A 19,852-nucleotide genomic window follows, 5' to 3' on the forward strand; every position below is an offset into this window, starting at 1 on the left:
GGGTGCTAAGTAATGCCTGAATGGTTAGAAATCGTTTTACGGTCACTATTTTTCTTAATTGTTCTTTTTTTAATCACAAAATGGTTAGGTAAAAAACAAATATCTCAGCTTTCCTTTTTTGAGTACGTCACTGGCATAACCATCGGGAACGTTGGCGCAGAGTTAGCCACAAAGGTTGAAGGAAATATTGTTCACGGTGTTCTTTCCATTCTCGTTTTTGCATTTGCTCCTTTCATTGCAGGATTACTTTCCATGAAAAGCAAAATTGTTCGTGATTTAGTCGAAGGGAAAGCAACAATTTTTATTAAAGATGGAAAAGTCATGGAGGACAATTTAAAAAAGGAAAAGTATACAACCGATGAATTATTGTGGTTACTCCGAAGTAAGGATGTCTTTGATATATCAACAGTCGAGTTTGCCTTATTAGAGGCTAACGGTGATTTTTCCGTACTGTTAAAGAAAGAAGACCAACCTCTAACGGCAAAAGATTTAAAAATGACAGTTGCTTCTGTCAAGGAGGCTCAGACTGTTATAATGGATGGTCAAATTCTAGATGAACCCCTATCCACGATTGGCCTAAACCGAAATTGGCTGAAAACTGAACTGGATAAGTTAGGTGTAACCATCGAGAATGTCTTTCTCGGACAAGCAAACTCTAATGGAGAATTAAACCTGGACCTTTTTGATGATAAAATTAAAGTGCCATCTCCTCTAGAAAAACCTTTAATGCTCGCAACCTTGAAAAAATGCCAAGCAGACTTAGAATTATTTGCCCTAGGAACTGAATCAAACGAAGCTAAAGAGATGTATAGCAAAAATAGCGAAAAACTGCAAAAGGCAATAGATAACGTAGCCCATATTTTAAGAAACTGATTACCGTATTGATTTCCTCACTTTCATAAGAGAGGTGATTAGCCCAATGGTGAAGATCGTCACACATGAAAAAAGGAAAATTTCTATATCTAAGGTGAAGGCGGCGGCGGAAATGATTAATGTATCTATGAGGATAATGGCTAAAGCAATGTCTATAGAGGTAGATTTGGAAATGATTTTGGCTAACATATCCGTTCCTCCGCTGCTAGTCTCATATCGAAGCATGAGCCCTATGGCCACCCCGATGATGGCACCGCCAATCAAAGAGCTAGCTAGTATCGAAATGGAAAAGACCTTTTTCAATGGATTGAGCCAATCCATAAAAAGGGATGTCAATAATAATCCGTGAATGCTGCTGTAGAAAAAGGGCCGTTCATAATGCCAGGCATATAAAAATAGGGGAATGCTAAGGATCAACATCGATAGCCCCGTTTGAAAACCATAGAAATAATGAAGGATGAGTGCAATTCCAATAACTCCGCCATCTATTAAATGATGAGGAACTAAAAAACCATTGATTCCAATACCCATCATAAAGCTTCCAACACTTACAGCCACCGCTTTTTGAAAATTAATAAAATCACCTGCCGCCCTTTTGATAATCCTAATATATGTCCAAGTTAGGGAGTCAAGAATATACATGTAAAAAAAACATATCCTCCACTTTAAAAAGGAGCCCGGTCATGAGTGACCGGACTCTTTCTCATTATTTCAACTCTAATAACACTACATTTTCAACATGTGTCGTCATTGGGAACATATCAACAGGTTGGATATCGATTGCTTTATATCCGCCTTCTTCCAAGATATGAAGATCACGAGCCAAAGTGCCTGGGTTGCATGACACGTATACGACTTTATTCGGTTTCATCTCGATGATCGTATTTAGAAGGGATTCTTCACAACCTTTGCGAGGAGGATCCACTACGATGACATCAGCAGTGTTGCCCTTTTGATACCATTCAGCAATAACGTTGCCTGCATCGCCAACAATGAATTCGGCATTTGAGATTTCATTCAATTCAGCGTTGCGGCGTGCGTCTTCTATCGCTTCTTCCACTACTTCGACACCGATTACTTTTTTCGCTTTTTTAGCTAAGAATAAAGAAATGGTTCCTATGCCGCAATAGGCATCTATCACCGTCTCTTCACCCGTTAGCCCTGCATAGTCAAGGGCTTTATCATAAAGGACTTTCGTTTGATCTGGATTGATTTGGTAAAATGATTTTGCTGAAATCGCAAATTTAACATCACCGATCATATCATGGATCACTTCGTCGCCCCACAATAAAGTCATTTTATCGCCTAAGATAACATTCGTTTTCTTGGAATTCACGTTTTGAACGATGGATTTCACTTGTGGAAGACGTTCAACGACTTCCTTTACGATAGTTTCGATGAAAGGGATACTATTTGTTCTTGTAACAAGAACAATCATCAATTCCCCTGTTTGCTTGCCATAACGGGCCATGATGTGCCGCAATACACCTTTATGTGCCTCCTCATTATAAGCAGGGATACCAAGTTTACTGAAAATCTCTTTAACAACTTGAACGGCTTCACTGATCGCTTGATTTTGGATAATGCTTTCTTTCGTTTCAACAATTTCATGTGTCCGCGGTTTGAAGAATCCAGCTATTAGCCTGCCATCCTTTTCACCAACAGGCACTTGAGCTTTATTGCGATAATGAGTTGGATTCTCCATCCCGATGATTGGGTGAACCTTCACATCCTCAAGTTTCCCGATGCGTGTCATCACATCACGTACTTGCTTTTCCTTGAATTCCAACTGTCCTTCATAGCTCATATGTTGCAGCTGACATCCACCGTATTTATGGAAGTCTTCAGTAGTGACCTCAACCCGGTATGGACTATTTTCTATAATCTCCATTAAGCGTCCGAAGCCATAACCTTTATTAGCCTTCATCACTTTAATTTTTGCCTTTTCACCAGGAAGGGCGTTCTGAACAAAGATAGGATAGCCATCGACTTTAGCCACTCCAGCTCCTTCGTGTGTTAAATCTTCAAATAAAACCTCTATAATATCGTTTTTAGCAACAGGTGCTGTTTTTTTCATATCATCTTCTCTTTTCTTTTTTATGCTAGCCTGTATTTTACCACAATCGAGCCCTTGCCACAAAACCACTCACCAATTTACCTTAGTTTTCATAAAAATATAGGGGAAGGAATTACGATTTTTCATAGTTCCATGTATAAAAGTTCAACAAAAAAAGAAAAATAAGGAAAAATAAACGAGGTGAGGAAATGAGTTTATTTAACTCTATATCAGCCTGGAACGCTACAAGGCTAGAAAAACATCGAGCAAGCATGGAGGAAAAAGGCTTCTGTCCGGATTGTTACGGACGAGGATACAGCTCCTTCGTACCGACGGAATATCATTTTTCCGATATACACGACTGTCCAGGCTGTAATGGTACCGGAGTTTACGCCGATTGGGCCGCCATGAATGGCCAGCAAATGTAGTTGCAACAAGCGCCAATTTTAAAAAACACCGAAAAAGGACCCCCTGTTAAACAGGAGGTTCTTCTATTTCTTTTACCATATAGCCAAATTCATGGCCGCTAATCGTAATGGTTTTCATTTCTTTATATCCTAATCTGCTATAGAGACGATTCGCCCCTTCATTTTCATTTTCAACGACTAAAGAAACCCTTGGATACCCCTTCTGTTTAGCGTACCCCTCAACATATTGAATCAGTGCACTACCAATCCCTTTTCCTTGAAAATTCGGGTCAACGCATAATGTATCCAAATAAAAGTCTTTCATTTCTGCTTCCTTATCAAGCGTAACGCTTGGATCTTTCATTTTCGTCCTTAATCGTTTCACTATCGGTTCATCCAAGCTCTCGGCATCCTTGCCATGGTAGGCAATGATCAATCCCGATACTTGTCCATCATGTTCACTTACGAACGTATTTTCATAGCTAATCCGATTTCCGCTTTTCCTGAACAAATCGGCAAGAACGTAAAGTATTCTTTCTTCTTCCGTTTCACCTGTCAATACCTCTGCAATTTCTTTAATCGCTAACCGGGTCAATATTGCTGCCTTGTCCGCATCTTCCGGTGTCGCTTTCCTGATATACATGTTCTCACATTCTCCTTGCTTAATTAAAGTTGAAAAGGCCACCAGATTCAGTGGCCTTTTCACCCTATTTTGCCGGATCGTCCGGCAGTATTCCTTGTGGGATGAATACATCAAAATGGCGGTACTGATTTACGAATTCAGCTGGGGCCATCCCGCCAAATTCCCCATCCAAATTAAGCATCATATCCTTTTTGGCCTGTACTTTAATTCGATTGGCTTTTTCATAAATGACGTTTTTATCATGGATATGTTCACCGCGCATTGCCAATGTTGCGACACGCACAATATCAGCAAGGTTGGCCTTTTTTAAAATGAGCAACGTGAACATACCATCATTCAGAGAGGCGTCAGGAGCCAGTTTCTCGAAGCCGCCGACTGAATTCGTGTTAGCCACCAAGAAAAGCATGATCTCTCCTTCAAAAAGCTTTCCATCATATTCAATAGAGACTTCCGTCGGTTTAATTGAAGGAAGCATTTCAATTCCTTTAATATAGTACGCTAGCTGCCCAAGCATGGTTTTCAGCTTGATCGGCACGTCGTAAGTCAATTCAGTCAATCGGCCCCCACCAGCAATATTGATGAAGTACCTATCGTTCATTTTACCAATATCGATCGGCATCGTATGCCCTCCGGCAATAATTTCGGCTGCCCCTTCGATTGACTTCGGTAAATGCAGTGCCCGCGCGAAATCATTTGTCGTTCCCGTCGGAATGATTCCTAGTTTCGGACGTTTCTCTGCAGTGGCCAGTCCATTAACAACCTCATAAATCGTTCCGTCGCCTCCTGCTGCAATGACAATATCATAGCCTCGTTCAATCGCAATTTTAGCCGCTTTCGTCGCATCCCCAGCACCGGTAGTCGCATGTGCAGAAGCTTCATAACCAGCTTCTTCAAGTTTTGCTAGCACACCTGGCAGGCTCTTCTTAATGGCTTCCCGGCCCGAAGTCGGGTTGTAAATCAACCTTGCTCTCTTCATTTCCCATCATCCTTATACATATTAATTCCATAATTTACATCTTAATCCTTCATTACATGAAAAGCAATATTCGAAAAAAAGAGGACCGCTTTTTCGGTCCATATCTTTATATCCACTTTACTAGAAATCTTATCAGGGAAATTATAATGCTTTTTACAATTTTATTCTAGTAAATGATTTCAATCATTGATATTGAACATTTACGTTAAATGTATCGGTGACCGTCAAAGTATGCTTCCCTTTTCCAGTATTGAATATCCCATTCTTTTTTACAATGCCTTCTTCACCTGTTTCTTCTTCATTCACTTCCGTCACCTTCCAGATATCCTCAGGTCCTTCAAGTTCCTCAACCCCTCTAGCATCTATCTTGATATCACTATTGCCCTGTAGGCATACGCTAAGATTCCCGCTATCCTTCACATTCCAATCATTCAAAAGCCTTCTAGGCTTCACCACAAGATCGGTACTTTGTCCGTCTATCTCTGCTGCCAAGTCAGCAGGAATTATAAGAGTGGCCTTAAGATTCATTGTACCATTGTCCAAAAATCCATTTTTTTTCGGCAAATCCTTGAAGCTTATATAAAGCGTATCACCATTTCTCTCAATCATTAAATAGTCTTCCGCTTTCTTCAACAAAGAATCACCATCTTCCATTACCCGCTCATCATAAGTTCCAAAAATGGAAACTTCCTCATCCGCACCACTTTCGATCGTCAATGGGTATGAGCCGGTATCCAGGACAACTCTCTCTATGTCTTTCCCGGCCTTTTCATTGAAACCAGGCAAATTGACCGTTTTTTCTTCACTATTCACGGCTGCCCTAACTTGATCCATCAATCCGCTTGATGTTAGCAGAATTAAAGCAATCCCCGTCGTTCCAAGCAGCCCCACAAAAAAAACACTAAGAATATCATACTTTACAAAGGAACTTTCTTTTCTGGAAAAATAAATATAGAAGAGAATCTCCATACCCAAGATAATGAACAGCAACGGCCACCAAGATAGCAAAATCGTCGTCAAATTCATATCCGCAATTTGAGAAACCAGTAAAACCAAACCTAGACTAACCAGAGAGATTCCCATTGAAATCGTTCCGACTCTCCATGTTCTCATTTTGTCCCCTCCTTAACTCTCCCTTTTTTACTTCCCGAAAGCAATTTGATTCCCCCACCTATTAGAAGGATGCATACCAGTCCTTTTTGAAAATAATCTTTGAACCAATATTCCAGGTTTCTCCCAATCCATTCATCTAAATGAGGGGCAAGGGCCGGGACGATTATATTACTAGCAAAAAAATAGATTCCAAGTCCCACCAACCCAAACCCTACCCATTTTTGGTGATTTACGATTCCCGAAATGATGGGCGTATCTTCAACAGGACCCTCCTCCATTTTCGAGGCTTTTTGCAATCCATCAAAAAAACTATAAAACCAGATGATCGGTATAAGGAAAAAGAAGAAACCTAAACGGAGTAAATCCAGTATGTAAATGGCGAATAAAAAACCGGCCATCAATTGTATCCCCCGTTTTTGCAGCCCCAAATATAAGTGACCCGCACCAGGGAATATAGCGAATAAAGTCGCGACCGATTTACTCTTCTTCCCGGATTCCCGTCTCTCTTCGAAATCTTCCAAAACGGACCGATCAATAAGCTTCTCACCTCTTTGCTTTTTATTCAGCTGTTGAACCGAATCAAAAAAGCTGTAAATCCAGATAACAGGCAAAAGAGCCATGAATATTAACAAACCTTCCATTTGTGTCATCACACTGATGAATATCACCATAGTGCCCATGCCTAAAAAGCCGATTAGAAAAATGAGTCCCCGATTCATGAGGCCCAGTTGAAAATGCCCTAATCCTGGAACAAATGAAAGGATGATTACATAGAATCTTTCCGCTTCCGGCTGTTCTACCATTCCCTCTAAGTCCGCTTCATTTTTGGGGTTCATTAGTGAGGTGACCACCAAATCAAATATACTTATGAAATAAAACACCATTCCAATAATGGATAAAGCTAGAAATGCATCCGCATGACTGATCAATGAAAGAAAAAGACCTCCAAGCCCCAATCCGGCCGTAGCAAGAAAATAAAATAACCCTTTATATTTCCTTCCCAGGTAAAAATGTCCGAAACCTGGCAGAAACGATAATAAAAAAGCTATTACTGGACTTTTATTCATTCCTAAACCCCTCCTTATTTTTCTTTTCAATAGAGTCCATCCAATTAAATGTTTTATCAATAATCCCATCGGTTAAGGACTGAGTTTCCTTTACACTTCTGGATTCCATAGAATCCACGTATTCTGTAAATGATTGAAATACTCCACCTGCCATTAATAGGATCGTAAACCCGGCCGCAATCAGGTAATGTCTTGTGATCGTCCGGAGTGAATTCTCTTTTCGGAGTTGCTTATCCTCTTCAACATACCCGCCTTTCAATCGGCTAATCGAGTCCATGACAGGACCGGCAATATCAAATCCTTCAATTTCCAGACTGGATTCTTCTTTTTCCATTGCCTCCAAATAGGCGGACAAACACTTGTCACAGGAGTATAGATGATTTTCATATTCTATTTTTAGAGACTCTGGTATTTCATCTGCCAAATATGCAACCCATCCTGTTTCAGGAACATGATTCATGAAAAATCCTCCTCTTTCCAATGTTTTCTCATCCAATTTCTTGCCCGATATAGCTTTACCTCCACAGATTTAACTTGAATCTGCTGTTCCTCCGCAATTTGCTTGAATGTCTTTTCCTTTATGTAATAGCCATATACAACGTCCCGATACCCCTCCGGAAGGTCATTCAGCTTCCGTAATACTTGCTTTCGCCTTTCATTCCGAAAGTATACTGCCTCGACATCATCAGTTAAGCCCAAATTAGCTTCCGATGAACGTTCCTCATGCGGTTCTTCCTTTTGACGTACCCTTTTTCGCTTTAGATCTATTGCATGATTGACCGCAATACGGGTAATCCAAGTTTTGAACCCTTGATTGTTATATTGAGGAAGAGAAGTATAGATTTTGATAAAGACTTCCTGGGTAACATCTTCTGCATCCTTTTGATTTCTTAAGACGGAATAGACGGTTCTATAAATCGTCTGTTTATACGTTTCAATCAACAATCGGAATGCATGATCATTCCCAGCCCTGACCTTCTCAACTAACTCATCCGTCACTTCTCTTCCTCCTTTCCTGCTATGCATCCATGTAATAGACGACACAAAAAGGAGTTACCCCTACAGATAACTCCGAAAAAATCAAAATTTTTTTCCCGCTTGAAATTCCGATTATTTTTCTCATTTTTGCTTTCCTTAATCATGAGAAAACCGTACCACCTTAAAAAAGTGATACGGTCAATATTAACGTTTATTGATTTCTTCAACCAAAATTTTATTAACAAGCTGTGGATTAGCCTGTCCTTTTGTCGCTTTCATAATTTGCCCGACAAGGAAGCCGATTGCTTTTTGTTTCCCGGCTTTAAAATCTTCAATTGATTGCGGGTTATTATTCAACGCTTCTTCAACAGCCGTACGCAACGCGCCTTCATCGGAAATTTGGACTAGTCCCTTCTCCTTGACGATCGTTTCAGCGTCCCCACCGTTTTCAATCAATTCTTTGAAAACTTTTTTAGCGATTTTAGAAGAAATTGTACCATCTTCAATCAGCTTAATCATTCCTGCCAACGATTCAGCAGTCAATTTGACATCATGCAGCTCTTTTCCTTCTGCATTCAAGAAAGCAGAAACCTCACCCATGATCCAATTTGATGCTAGTTTTGCATCCGCTCCTGAAGCTACTGTCGCTTCAAAGAAATCAGCACTTTCTTTCGTTACCGTTAAAACGGCGGCATCATATTCCGGTAAGCCAAATTCCTCGACATAACGTTTTTTCCGGGCATCCGGAAGTTCTGGAATCTCAGCAGCAATGCGTGCTTTCCATTCTTCATCGATATGGATTGTCAATAAGTCTGGCTCCGGGAAGTAACGGTAATCATCGGAACCTTCCTTAATTCGCATTAGTACCGTTCTGCCTGTAGCATCGTCAAACCGGCGGGTCTCCTGTTCGATTATCCCGCCTTCATTCAAGATTTCCGCTTGTCGGATCTCTTCATGCTCCAATCCTTTGCGAACGAAGTTGAATGAGTTCAAGTTTTTCAATTCAGTTTTCGTTCCGAATTCTTTTTGCCCGACAGGTTTCAAGGAAATATTAGCATCACAGCGAAGTGAGCCTTCTTCCATTTTACAATCGGAAACGCCTGTGTATTGAATGATGGATTTCAACTTTTCCAAATAAGCATATGCTTCTTCAGGGGAAGTGATATCCGGTTCGGATACGATTTCAACAAGAGGGGTACCTTGGCGGTTATAATCACAAAGTGAATAGTTCCCTTTATGTGTCAGCTTTCCAGCATCCTCTTCCATATGAATGCGGGTAATACCGATTTTCTTTTTCTTGCCATCGACTTCAATTTCAATCCAACCATGCTCACCGATCGGTTGATCGAACTGTGAAATTTGGTATGCTTTAGGATTGTCCGGGTAAAAATAGTTTTTTCGGTCGAATTTCGTAATTTCCGCCACTTCGCAATTCAGAGCAATTGCAGCCTTCATTGCAAAATCAACAGCCTTTTTATTGACGACAGGCAATACGCCTGGGTAGCCTAGGTCAATTACAGTCGTGTTACTATTTGGAGCGGCACCAAAATGATTCGGGCTCGCTGAGAAAATTTTAGAATCCGTTTTTAATTCTACGTGTACTTCTAGACCAATTACCGTTTCAAAGTCCATTTTTTTCACCCCTTACAGCTTAGGAAATTGTTTATGAAAATCTGTTGCTTGCTCAAATGCGTGAGCCGCGCGGTAAATCGTACTTTCATCAAAATGCTTTCCAATCATTTGCAGTCCAAGCGGAAGCCCATTCGCTGCGAATCCACATGGCACGGATATACCCGGTACGCCAGCAAGATTGACTGGAATCGTTAGGATATCATTCGCATACATCGTTAATGGATCGTCGACTTTTTCACCAATTTTAAATGCAGGCGTAGGTGTCGTCGGCCCAACGATGACATCATATTTTTCAAAGACATCTTCAAAGTCTTTTTTGATTAAAGTACGTACTTTTTGAGCCTTTTTATAATATGCATCATAATATCCGGAACTTAAGGAGAAAGTTCCAAGCATGATACGGCGTTTCACTTCGTCACCGAATCCTTCTGCACGAGTTTGCTTATACATTTCTATAAGAGTTTCTGCATTATCTGTACGATGGCCGAAACGCACTCCATCAAAACGTGAAAGGTTAGCTGAAGCTTCAGATGAAGAAAGCAGATAATATGCAGCTAAAGCATATTTGGAATGTGGCAAGGAAACCTCTTCCCATTCAGCCCCAAGTCCTTCTAATACCTTTAATGCTTCAAGTACGGAATTACGTGCTTCTTCGCCAACGCCTTCACCAAGATATTCTTTAGGTACCGCTATTTTCAATCCTCTTACATCGCCTGTTAATGAATTAACAAAATTCGGTACGTCAATATTAGCAGAGGTCGAATCCATTGGATCTACACCTGAAATCGCTTCAAGCAAATAGGCGTTATCTTCGACCGTTCTTGTAACCGGTCCAATTTGGTCAAGAGAAGAAGCAAAAGCCACAAGTCCGAATCGGGAAACCCGTCCATATGTAGGTTTTAAGCCGACAACTCCACAATATGCCGCTGGTTGGCGGATTGATCCACCCGTATCGGAACCTAAAGAGAATAGGACTTCACCGGAAGCGACAGAGGCAGCTGAACCACCCGAAGAACCGCCTGGTACATAATCCGTATTCCAGGGATTGCGTGTCGCCTGAAATGCGGAGTTCTCATTAGAAGAACCCATTGCAAATTCATCCATATTCAATTTCCCGATCGTAACCGTTTTTGCCTGCTGCAACTTTTGAACGGCGGTTGCATCATAAATCGGATCAAAGTTCTCCAAGATTTTACTCGCGCAAGTCGTCCGTAAATTTTTAGTGACAATATTATCTTTCACTCCGATTGGCAGACCAAACAAAGCGCCTTTGTTCTCACCTTTTACCAATTGTTCATCCAATCGTCTTGCTTGCTTGCGGGCGTTTTCTTCATCAAGTGTCAAAAATGCCTTTACCTTGTCCTCTACCTGTCCAATTCGCTCATACGATTCGTTAACAAGATCAGTGACACTGATCTCTTTCTTATGTAAGCGTTCATGAAGCTCAGAAACCTTTTGTTCGAACAACGACATCATTGTCCCTCCTTATTCAATTATAGATGGTACACGGATATATCCTTCTTTGCTATCCGGTGCATTTTTAACTACTTCTTCTACTGGCAATCCTGGTTTTGCAATATCTTCGCGCATTACATTTTTCATATCCAAAACGTGAGAAGTCGGGTCTACTTGATCCGTATCAAGCTCATTCAACTGCTCCGCAAATGAAATCATTTGGTCAAGCTGATGTTGAAACTGTTGTGCTTCCTCTTCCGTAATTGCCAAACGAGCCAAATGGGCAACGTGTTTAACTTGTTCCATAGAAATACGTGACATTCTCTTCACCTCCGAAAAAATATCCAAATCGACTGAAATTCGTCGCTTTTCTCCATAAAATCATCGTTTAAATCATATCAAACTATTACACAGTAAAGCAACAAGAGATACAATGTCGAAATTCAATTATTTCACAAGGAAAAAGCGATATTTTCCGGGAAATATGGGGAAGTTGCCGGAATTTCCGGGAAAATGACAAGAAGACCTTTAAAATTCGACAAATGCTCTCCTTTTTTCAAGTATTCGCTTCCTAAAATGGAAGGGTTTACTTACTATTATTATGTTCCTTGCTAAAGGTTATTTTGAAATTCGCCTCCCGGAATTAAATGAAAGAGTGGATTTCAGAGATTGCCGCAAAAAAAGATGAAGCCGTTAAGCTTCATCTTTTTTCATTCATATATATGCACGGTTGGTTCGTCCTGATTTGCTTCACGGACAATGAGCGCTTCAGGTCCATTTACGGAGGTAATGGATACTTGTACGGCAATATATTTAGGGAAACGTTCCATTACAAGCCCAGCAACATATTGGGTAAAACCAATCGCTTCCGAGTTCCCATAAAATTGAATAGGGATATCGATGTTCAGACTTTGTAATTGATCATCCATATAGAACGCCCTTCCGATGACTCCGTTAAAGTTAGGGAAATATTCTTCGACATCTTCTTTAAAGTTCGTGAAAGTCTTGACGTCATCACGATATTTTTTTTCTGCACTAGCAGAAGGAAATAGGAAATACTTTTCGTCCAAGTTTGTCCATTTTCCAATATTGTCAGAGTTCTTATCAATGTTGGTATAGGCAATGAAATTCCCAGGGACTACTGAAGACTTTTCCTTTTGCTCGAATAAGGCAATCGTAATCGGGACATTTTTCAGCTTGTCCATTTTACGCAGTCTTTTTAAGACTTCTGCAGCAATTTTCTCCCCTTCTTGCTTTAGCTTTTTACTATCGATTTTCTGTTCATAGGTGGCACCGTATGCCTCTTTTTGATAGTAATGCACTGAATTCAGCGCAAGACCTATTACAACCCCGCCTAGACTCACTGAATTATCTTTTGTTTTGACTAAGTAATTATGTTCTAGAATATGGGCAAGATAGATTGGATTTTCTTCATTTCGCTTATCAATGTCACCTTTACCTGGGTCAACCGGATTCAAGCCAACGTTCTTTGAGGCATCCATACCCTTTTCTTTCAACTGACTTTTGGTATACTTTCTGTTCAGCCAGGAAGATATCTTTGCACTATCAAGCATTTGCCCCTCTTGAAACAGGTAATCTTCCGGGTCGAATTGGGTTTGGGCCAACCGCATCAATCCATTTTCGAATTCTTCAATATCATATCGGGTATTTAAATTAGATACGACCAAACCGCGTGCTTTTGATGGTTCAAACGGTAGGATCGTTTGATAATATTCATCCGAAATTTTATACTTCGGAATAATTGCCGTCTCTTTTTTGTCTTTGGAGTCTTGAACTACCTCTTGCTTATCCTCAAAACTAGGCGCACATCCAGCAAGAAGCAGTATAAGAATCATCCCCAAAATAGAGTGTTTCTTCATATCTACACCTCTTATTTTTTTAGTTCCTCAATCAGTCTCTCTTCATCCCATACCATGATGCCTAGGCTTTCCGCTTTTTCCAGTTTGGAACCGGCATCTTCGCCAGCTACGACCAAATCGGTTTTCTTGCTGACACTTCCAGCAACGTTAGCTCCTAGCGCCTCTAATTTTTCTTTTGCTTCATTACGTGTTAGCTGATGCAATTTACCCGTTAAAACGACTGTTTTACCTGCAAAAGCGGAATCGATATCTTCAATAGGAACAGCTCTTGGCCCTTTAAAAGTAAGATTCACACCGGCTGCTTCCAACTCGTTCAATAGCGCATGGACCTCTTCCAATTCAAAATAAGCTACGATGGAATCGGCCATCTTATCCCCTATTTCATTAATGGATGTTAATTCTTCACGACTCGCCTTGCTTAAGGCTTCCATCGTCACGAACTCCCGTGCAAGTGTCTTGGCCGCTTTCGAACCAACATGGCGAATGCCTAACCCGAATAGTAATTTTTCCAACGAATTGCTTTTCGAAGCTTCGATTGCTTGAAGGAGTTTATTGACGGATTTATCCCCCATCCGTTCCAATGCAATGAGTTGATCATATGTAAGCTTATAAATATCAGCCACATCTTGTATGAGTTCCTCTTTAAACAACAAGCTAATCACTTTTTCACCAAGACTGTCTATGTTCATAGCTGTCCGGGATACAAAGTGAATCAAGCCTTCCCGTATTTGTGCAGGACACTTCGGGTTGATGCAACGTAAAGCAACCTCACCATCCAGCCGAACAAGTTCACTGCCGCATTCCGGGCACTCAGTCGGCATCTGAAACTCGACCTCTTCCCCTGTACGGCGTTCTGCCAGTACATTGACCACCTCTGGAATGATATCGCCCGCTTTTTTCACGACCACTTGATCTCCGATTCTAATGTCCTTTTCACGGATTAAGTCTTCGTTATGAAGAGATGCTCGCTGCACAGTCGTACCCGCTACCCGAACGGGATCCAACACAGCTGTTGGGGTTAATACACCCGTACGTCCAACATTCAGCTCGATATCCCGTAGGGTTGTAATGACTTCTTCAGCTGGGAATTTATAAGCGATGGCCCAACGCGGACTTTTTGCAGTAAAACCTAATTCATCCTGCTGTTCAAGGGAATCCACCTTTACGACAATTCCATCAATATCATAGGCTAAGTTTGGACGTTGTTCTGTCCATTCTACTATATAGGCTAGTACTTCCTCTATATTCAAGCATGTTTTTCTTTCCCGATTCGTCTTAAACCCCAATCGATCCAACAAATCCAGACCTTCACTGTGGGATTGGACCCCTGTTTCTCCTAAATCGGCAATCGCATAAAGGAAAATATCCAAGTTCCGTTTCGCAGCAAGTTTTGGGTCAAGCTGCCTTAACGAGCCAGCAGCTGCATTCCGTGGGTTTGCAAATGGTTCCTCACCACGTTCTTCCTTAGCCTTATTTAAAGTTTCAAATGATTTTTTTGGCATGAATGCCTCACCGCGTACTTCTATGGCAACCGGCTCACGCATCTTCAATGGAATCGACTTGATCGTTTTCAGGTTTGCTGTAATATCTTCACCGATCGTTCCATCTCCACGTGTTGCCCCTCTTACGAAATATCCATTCTCATATTGAAGAGTGACGGCAAGTCCATCAATTTTCAATTCACATACATAGGTAAAATCGTCACCTACAGATTGTCTGACCTTTCTGTCGAAATCCCGTAAGTCACTTTCATTGAATGCATTGCTTAAACTAAGCATCGGTGTGGTATGCTCCACTTTTTCAAACATATCTAAAATGGCGCCACCGACCCGTTGTGTCGGAGAATCAGGCGTTTGCAGTTCCGGGAATTTCTCCTCATACTCGATAAGCTCACGGAGTATCCGATCATATTCAGCATCAGGTACTGATGGCTGGTCCATCACATAATATTCGTAGCTGTATTGGTTCAATAACGTTTGCAGTTCTAGAACTTTCTTCTCAGCAGCTTGTAAGTCCATACGTTCAATCCTTTCTAAAGAAGACTCCACCGCACTTCTTATAGAAGAGCGGTGTCTAAAGTCAGATATCCCTATTCTTTACCAGTAAGATTCATATTAATAGCTTAAGCTTTTTCAACTGGTGCAAATTTAGCCAGTAGGCGTTTGATACCGATTGGACTTGGGAATGCGATATCCAGTTCCTTCCCTTCGCCTTCCCCTTTTACGCTCACCACGGTTCCTATACCCCACTTTTTGTGGGATGCACGGTCACCGACAGCCCAGCCGATCTCTTCACCACCGGTTGCGGATGGTGCAGAAACGGCTCTACCAAAGGCAGGAACTTTTCTTGTGGAAGCTGTTGAAGGAGATCCAGTTCTCGAAGAACTGAAAGGTGTTTGCCTAGCTCTAGGAGCCGGTTTTGGTTTAAGATCTTCAAGGAGTTCCTCTGGTATTTCACTGATGAAACGTGAAACTGGATTCATACTGGTCCGTCCATACAATGTCCGCATTTGGGCATTGCTTATGAATAGCTCATTTTCAGCCCTTGTAATTCCCACATAGGCCAGACGGCGTTCTTCTTCCATCTCCTCTTCATCCATGAGCGAGCGGCTGTGAGGGAAAACCCCTTCTTCAAGGCCCAATAAAAAGACCACCGGATATTCAAGTCCCTTCGCTGAATGCAGGGTCATCAACGTTACAGTATTAGTAACTTCTTCAGAGTTCTCATCAAGTTGGTCTATATCGGCAACCAACGCCAGGTCAGTTAAAAAGCCGACCAATGATTTGTCCTCGCTGTTACTTTCGAATGCTTTCGTAACAGATAAAAACTCATCTATATTTTCAAGCCGGCTTTGCGATTCAATCGTTTTTTCTGCCTGCAGCATCTCACGATAACCGGTTTTCTTAATGACTTCCTCCACCAGTTCCGTTACGGATAAGTACTCCTGCTGATTTGTATAGTTAGTGATCAGCGTATGGAATTCCCTAGCCGCTTTGGTAGCCTTCCCGCTAATCCCTACCATTTCCACGGATTCAAGTGCTTTATAAATGGAAACATCATACTGATCTGCATAATCTGCCACTTTGTCCATTGAAGTTGCACCAATTCCGCGTTTTGGTACATTGATTACACGGCGGAGACTGATGTCATCGTCAGGATTCGCAATAAGGCGAAGATAGGCAAGCAAGTCCTTAATCTCTTTACGGTCATAGAACTTAGTGCCCCCGACTATAGCATAGTTTATATTGGATTTAAGCAGAACTTCCTCCATGACACGTGATTGTGCATTTGTTCTGTAAAGGATTGCTATATCGGAATACTTCCTACTGCCGTCCCGAACTAACTCATTTATCTTTCCGGCTACAAATTGCGCTTCCCCTTGTTCATTGTCTGCACGGTAATAGAATAGCTTATTACCATCTGCATTCTCGGTCCAAAGATTTTTCGGCTTCCGGTTTTGATTGTTATCGATGACCTTATTCGCCGCTGCAAGAATCTTTTTCGTCGAGCGGTAATTCTGTTCAAGGAAAATCATGTTGGCATTCGGATAATCTTTTTCAAATGAAAGGATGTTCGCAATATCCGCACCGCGCCAGCGATAAATCGATTGATCAGAATCCCCGACAACGCAGAGATTACGGAAACGTGAAGCAAGTAGTTTAACAAGCATATATTGAGCCCTGTTCGTATCTTGGTACTCATCAACATGAATGTATTGAAACTTGCGCTGATAGTATTCAAGTACTTCCGGTACCAGTTGAAACAATTGAATCGTCATCATGATCAAATCATCGAAATCGAGCGCTGAATTTTTCCTCAACCGTTTTTGGTATTCCGTATATACATCGGCAGTTACCTTAGTAAAGTAATCCGACGCTGTCTTCTGGTACTCTTCCGGCCCGACCAATTCATTTTTTGCTGAACTGATGCTACCCAAAATCGCCCGGTAATCATATTTCTTTGTATCCATATTACGATCTTTCATGATTTGCTTAATGACCGATTGCTGATCCGTCGTATCCAATATCGAAAAGTTCCTATTAAAACCGATACGATCGATATCTCTTCGTAAAATGCGGACACACATCGAGTGGAAGGTCGAAATCCAGATATCCTCTGACGCACCGCCAAGTATGGCACGGATCCTCTCCTTCATTTCACGTGCAGCTTTGTTAGTGAACGTGATTGCAAGGATATTCCAAGGTGCTATTTCCTTCTCGACCATCAAGTAAGCTATTCGGTGAGTCAGCACACGCGTCTTTCCACTTCCTGCCCCAGCCATGATTAAAAGTGGGCCATCAGTTGACTTTACTGCTTTTTGTTGCTGTTCATTCAAACCTATTAGTAATTTTTCCGCTAAATATTGCATTATCACACCACCTATACGAACATTCGTTTCCGTTTTATGTTTTAGTATACTATATTTATTTCATGTTTTCATTAACTGCCGTAACAGTTGCAAGTGCCGCTTTCAAATCTTCATAAATCACATTGCCAACAACGATGACATCCGCAAACTTAGACATCTCTTTGGCCTGTTCAACTGATTTTATCCCACCGCCATAGAAAAGTACGGTATTCTCCAAGCTCTCTTTGGCTGCTTCCACCATCTGGATATCGCCATAATCACCGCTGTATTCCAGATAAAAAATCGGCAGGTTGAACATCTTTTCTGCCATCATCGCGTATGCTCCCACATCATCCATATCCAGTTGGGTATTGGCTTTCGTCAATTGAGCAGCCTTACACTCGGCATTCAGAATACAGTACCCTTCAACGAAAATTTCATCCCAATTCAAAAGGTATCCGTATTCTTTGACTGCTTGCTGATGCAGTTTCATCATCCAATCCGGGTTGGTGCTATTCAGGACACTTGGAATGAAATATAAATCAAACCCTGGCGTCACCGTTTCAACAGAAGAAATCTCCATTACACATGGGACGGTATATCGTCTGACCCGTGCCATTAAATGAAGCACATTCTCAAGCGTGATTCCATCCGTTCCCCCGACCATGATTGCATCCGTACCGGATTCACAGACTTTTTCAAGAGCCTCATCACTTATTTCTTTATTTGGATCGAGTTTGAAAACATGTTTCCACTCGCGAAAATCGTACATAATAATCCTCCATTCACACTTCCCATTACACCATTATAGCATTAAGATTTTTCATTAAAAAAGAGAAGTATCGATAAAATGTTTACCAAATGGAAACCTCTGAATCTAAAAACCAATATAACACGGATACGGCAAAAAGACAGCTGACAAAAGAAAGGCCAAACTCAAAATAAAAAGCCGGGAAATGAATTCCTCGGCTTTTTCTGATTCACCATATAAAAAATCGAATGCATTAAGATTCAGTTGTTTCCTCAACGTTTTCTTTAATACGGTTAAGAGCCATTGAATAAGCGTCATTTCCGTAATTCAAGCAGCGTTTGACCCTGGAAATCGTAGCCGTGCTTGCACCTGTTTCCGTTTCGATTTTATGATAGGTTTTACCTTCTTCAAGCATCCGGGCTACTTCAAGACGCTGTGCTAACGATGAAATTTCATTAACTGTACATAAATCATCAAAAAATCGATAACATTCGTCCAAATCACGCAAGGAAAGGATCGACTTAAACAGCTGATCCGTTTCTTTTCCTCTTAACTTATCAATTTGCATGTTACTCCCCCTCAATTCATGGGTATCAAAATGAGACGTCTCCTACTAAACCAGGTTCATTCGGAATAATATTGATCCAAGTTTTCCCTGGAATCAACCCTACTTCGTTATCGTTTTTCACTGGTATAATCCGACCATCCTTATTAACCCATTCTACTTCATTCGCTGTTCCTTTTTGAAGTAAATAACCTTTTCCACCACTTTTCAAGTCGATTTTACGGCGACCTTTATCGTCGATCACTTGATGAGTGGCCTCAATGATCAATATATTATCCAGTAAAATAGGTTTATTCGATTTATATTCGACTGTTTGCTCACCATTCGAATAACGTTTATATTTCTCTTCCGTGGCGTCGTATTCATACTTTACATCATACTCGTCTGATCCGTAGGATATCTCGGTTTTCAGTGCCTGTTCCCCTTGAAGGCCAGCCGCCTCTTCTTTTGAAAGGAAAGTATAAGGTTCCGGTGCACCATTCATCTCATATCCCTTTTCCTTCACGCCTTTTTGGATATCCTCAAAAGAGATGTAGGAATTGTGCGGTGCTTTTCTATCTGCCGAACGATGAAACAAAGTACCATCATAATATAATCCGTTCAAGTTATCAATATACCCTTTGTCCAGCATGGTTTTTGCCTCGGGGCTATTCCCATGACACACATAGATGCAATCCAGGCCTTTTGCCAATTCGATATAATAGTCCCTTGCACTCCGAATCGGACCGATTCGGCTTGGCGTTTCACTTTGGAAGATAGCTAAAAATCTGGTTATGTCACCTTCTGCGAGCATTTCGTAGACCATATCGGCTTCTGAGAGGCCCGATTGCGGGCGTGCTTTCGGATGATTATTAATCATCACTGCTACAGCCCTTTGCTCACTGCCTTCATCGGTGGATATACCTGTAAGTGGAAACTCATTGGAAGATTCATTTTTCACATCTCTATTTTTGATGACAGCCGGATCTTTTGGCTTACTGTCATCCGATGCAGGATCCTCTTTCGCCGAACAGCCTGCCAGCAGTAAAATAGCAATAACGATGAAAAGAACTCTCTTTAAATTCATCTTTCCACTCCTCTGAATTATTAGCCATTTCTTCTCTTATAT

The 19,852-nt window shown here is 41.2% G+C and carries 18 protein-coding genes; 1 reads left to right on the forward strand and 17 read right to left on the reverse strand.

Features of this window, described 5'->3' with window-relative positions; genetic code table 11:
* The first annotated feature begins 12 nt into the window (after window positions 1-12).
* A complete protein-coding gene (locus ACFX4L_RS15420) occupies window positions 13-873 on the forward strand; it encodes a DUF421 domain-containing protein (protein WP_284471949.1) in 861 nt (286 codons plus the stop codon).
* On the opposite strand, the gene ACFX4L_RS15425 is transcribed toward ACFX4L_RS15420, so the two are convergent.
* The 17 genes from ACFX4L_RS15425 to ACFX4L_RS15505 all read right to left on the reverse strand — a co-directional run bounded on the left by ACFX4L_RS15425 (window position 874) and on the right by ACFX4L_RS15505 (window position 19,810).
* Complete coding sequence (locus ACFX4L_RS15425) at window positions 874-1,515, reverse strand: YitT family protein (RefSeq protein WP_377405585.1); 642 nt, start codon at window positions 1,513-1,515, stop codon at window positions 874-876. It lies immediately after the preceding gene.
* Between the two features lie 64 nt (window positions 1,516-1,579).
* Entirely contained in the window at window positions 1,580-2,950 is a 1,371-nt protein-coding gene (gene rlmD / locus ACFX4L_RS15430; RefSeq protein ID WP_061465941.1) for a 23S rRNA (uracil(1939)-C(5))-methyltransferase RlmD, read from the reverse strand.
* A 453-nt stretch (window positions 2,951-3,403) separates the two neighbouring features.
* Window positions 3,404-3,979, reverse strand: coding sequence for a GNAT family N-acetyltransferase (locus ACFX4L_RS15435; protein ID WP_284471952.1), 576 nt, complete (start codon window positions 3,977-3,979; stop codon window positions 3,404-3,406).
* Window positions 3,980-4,043: 64 nt separating this feature from the next.
* Window positions 4,044-4,955 carry a diacylglycerol kinase gene (locus tag ACFX4L_RS15440; RefSeq protein WP_061461288.1) on the reverse strand — a complete coding sequence of 304 codons (912 nt, stop codon included), beginning with the start codon at window positions 4,953-4,955 and terminating at the stop codon, window positions 4,044-4,046.
* A 183-nt stretch (window positions 4,956-5,138) separates the two neighbouring features.
* The gene (locus ACFX4L_RS15445; protein WP_284471953.1) at window positions 5,139-6,068 is read right to left on the reverse strand and encodes a LiaF transmembrane domain-containing protein; all 930 of its coding nucleotides are present in this window, start codon (window positions 6,066-6,068) and stop codon (window positions 5,139-5,141) included.
* Window positions 6,065-7,135 (reverse strand): hypothetical protein, encoded by a 1,071-nt coding sequence (locus ACFX4L_RS15450; protein WP_377383861.1) that lies wholly within the window; start codon window positions 7,133-7,135, stop codon window positions 6,065-6,067. The genes ACFX4L_RS15445 and ACFX4L_RS15450 overlap by 4 nt, the downstream gene beginning before the upstream one ends.
* Entirely contained in the window at window positions 7,128-7,595 is a 468-nt protein-coding gene (locus ACFX4L_RS15455; RefSeq protein ID WP_317778341.1) for a hypothetical protein, read from the reverse strand. Before ACFX4L_RS15455 ends, ACFX4L_RS15450 begins: the two co-directional genes overlap by 8 nt.
* Entirely contained in the window at window positions 7,592-8,134 is a 543-nt protein-coding gene (locus ACFX4L_RS15460) for a sigma-70 family RNA polymerase sigma factor (protein ID WP_377383864.1), read from the reverse strand. Before ACFX4L_RS15460 ends, ACFX4L_RS15455 begins: the two co-directional genes overlap by 4 nt.
* A 183-nt stretch (window positions 8,135-8,317) precedes the next feature.
* On the reverse strand, window positions 8,318-9,745 hold the full coding sequence (gene gatB / locus ACFX4L_RS15465) for an Asp-tRNA(Asn)/Glu-tRNA(Gln) amidotransferase subunit GatB (RefSeq protein ID WP_061461286.1): 1,428 nt from the start codon (window positions 9,743-9,745) through the stop codon (window positions 8,318-8,320).
* 12 nt (window positions 9,746-9,757) lie between these two features.
* Complete coding sequence (gene gatA, locus ACFX4L_RS15470; RefSeq protein ID WP_377405587.1) at window positions 9,758-11,218, reverse strand: Asp-tRNA(Asn)/Glu-tRNA(Gln) amidotransferase subunit GatA; 1,461 nt, start codon at window positions 11,216-11,218, stop codon at window positions 9,758-9,760.
* A gap of 12 nt (window positions 11,219-11,230) precedes the next feature.
* Window positions 11,231-11,521, reverse strand: a complete 291-nt coding sequence (gene gatC / locus ACFX4L_RS15475) for an Asp-tRNA(Asn)/Glu-tRNA(Gln) amidotransferase subunit GatC (RefSeq protein WP_061461284.1) — start codon at window positions 11,519-11,521, stop codon at window positions 11,231-11,233.
* 389 nt (window positions 11,522-11,910) lie between these two features.
* Entirely contained in the window at window positions 11,911-13,080 is a 1,170-nt protein-coding gene (locus ACFX4L_RS15480) for a CamS family sex pheromone protein (protein WP_061461283.1), read from the reverse strand.
* An 11-nt stretch (window positions 13,081-13,091) separates the two neighbouring features.
* A complete protein-coding gene (ligA, locus tag ACFX4L_RS15485; protein WP_377383870.1) occupies window positions 13,092-15,098 on the reverse strand; it encodes an NAD-dependent DNA ligase LigA in 2,007 nt (668 codons plus the stop codon).
* A 104-nt stretch (window positions 15,099-15,202) separates the two neighbouring features.
* Window positions 15,203-17,449, reverse strand: a complete 2,247-nt coding sequence (gene pcrA / locus ACFX4L_RS15490; protein WP_377405589.1) for a DNA helicase PcrA — start codon at window positions 17,447-17,449, stop codon at window positions 15,203-15,205.
* 55 nt (window positions 17,450-17,504) lie between these two features.
* Entirely contained in the window at window positions 17,505-18,200 is a 696-nt protein-coding gene (gene pcrB, locus ACFX4L_RS15495) for a heptaprenylglyceryl phosphate synthase (protein ID WP_061461280.1), read from the reverse strand.
* Window positions 18,201-18,432: 232 nt separating this feature from the next.
* Window positions 18,433-18,747 carry a YerC/YecD family TrpR-related protein gene (locus ACFX4L_RS15500; protein ID WP_061461279.1) on the reverse strand — a complete coding sequence of 105 codons (315 nt, stop codon included), beginning with the start codon at window positions 18,745-18,747 and terminating at the stop codon, window positions 18,433-18,435.
* A 25-nt stretch (window positions 18,748-18,772) separates the two neighbouring features.
* Entirely contained in the window at window positions 18,773-19,810 is a 1,038-nt protein-coding gene (locus ACFX4L_RS15505; RefSeq protein ID WP_089362519.1) for a DUF3048 domain-containing protein, read from the reverse strand.
* Window positions 19,811-19,852: the final 42 nt, after the last annotated feature.

Origin of the sequence: Peribacillus sp. YIM B13482 (genome assembly GCF_042787975.1) — a bacterium.
Lineage (GTDB): Bacteria > Bacillota > Bacilli > Bacillales > DSM-1321 > Peribacillus > Peribacillus simplex_A.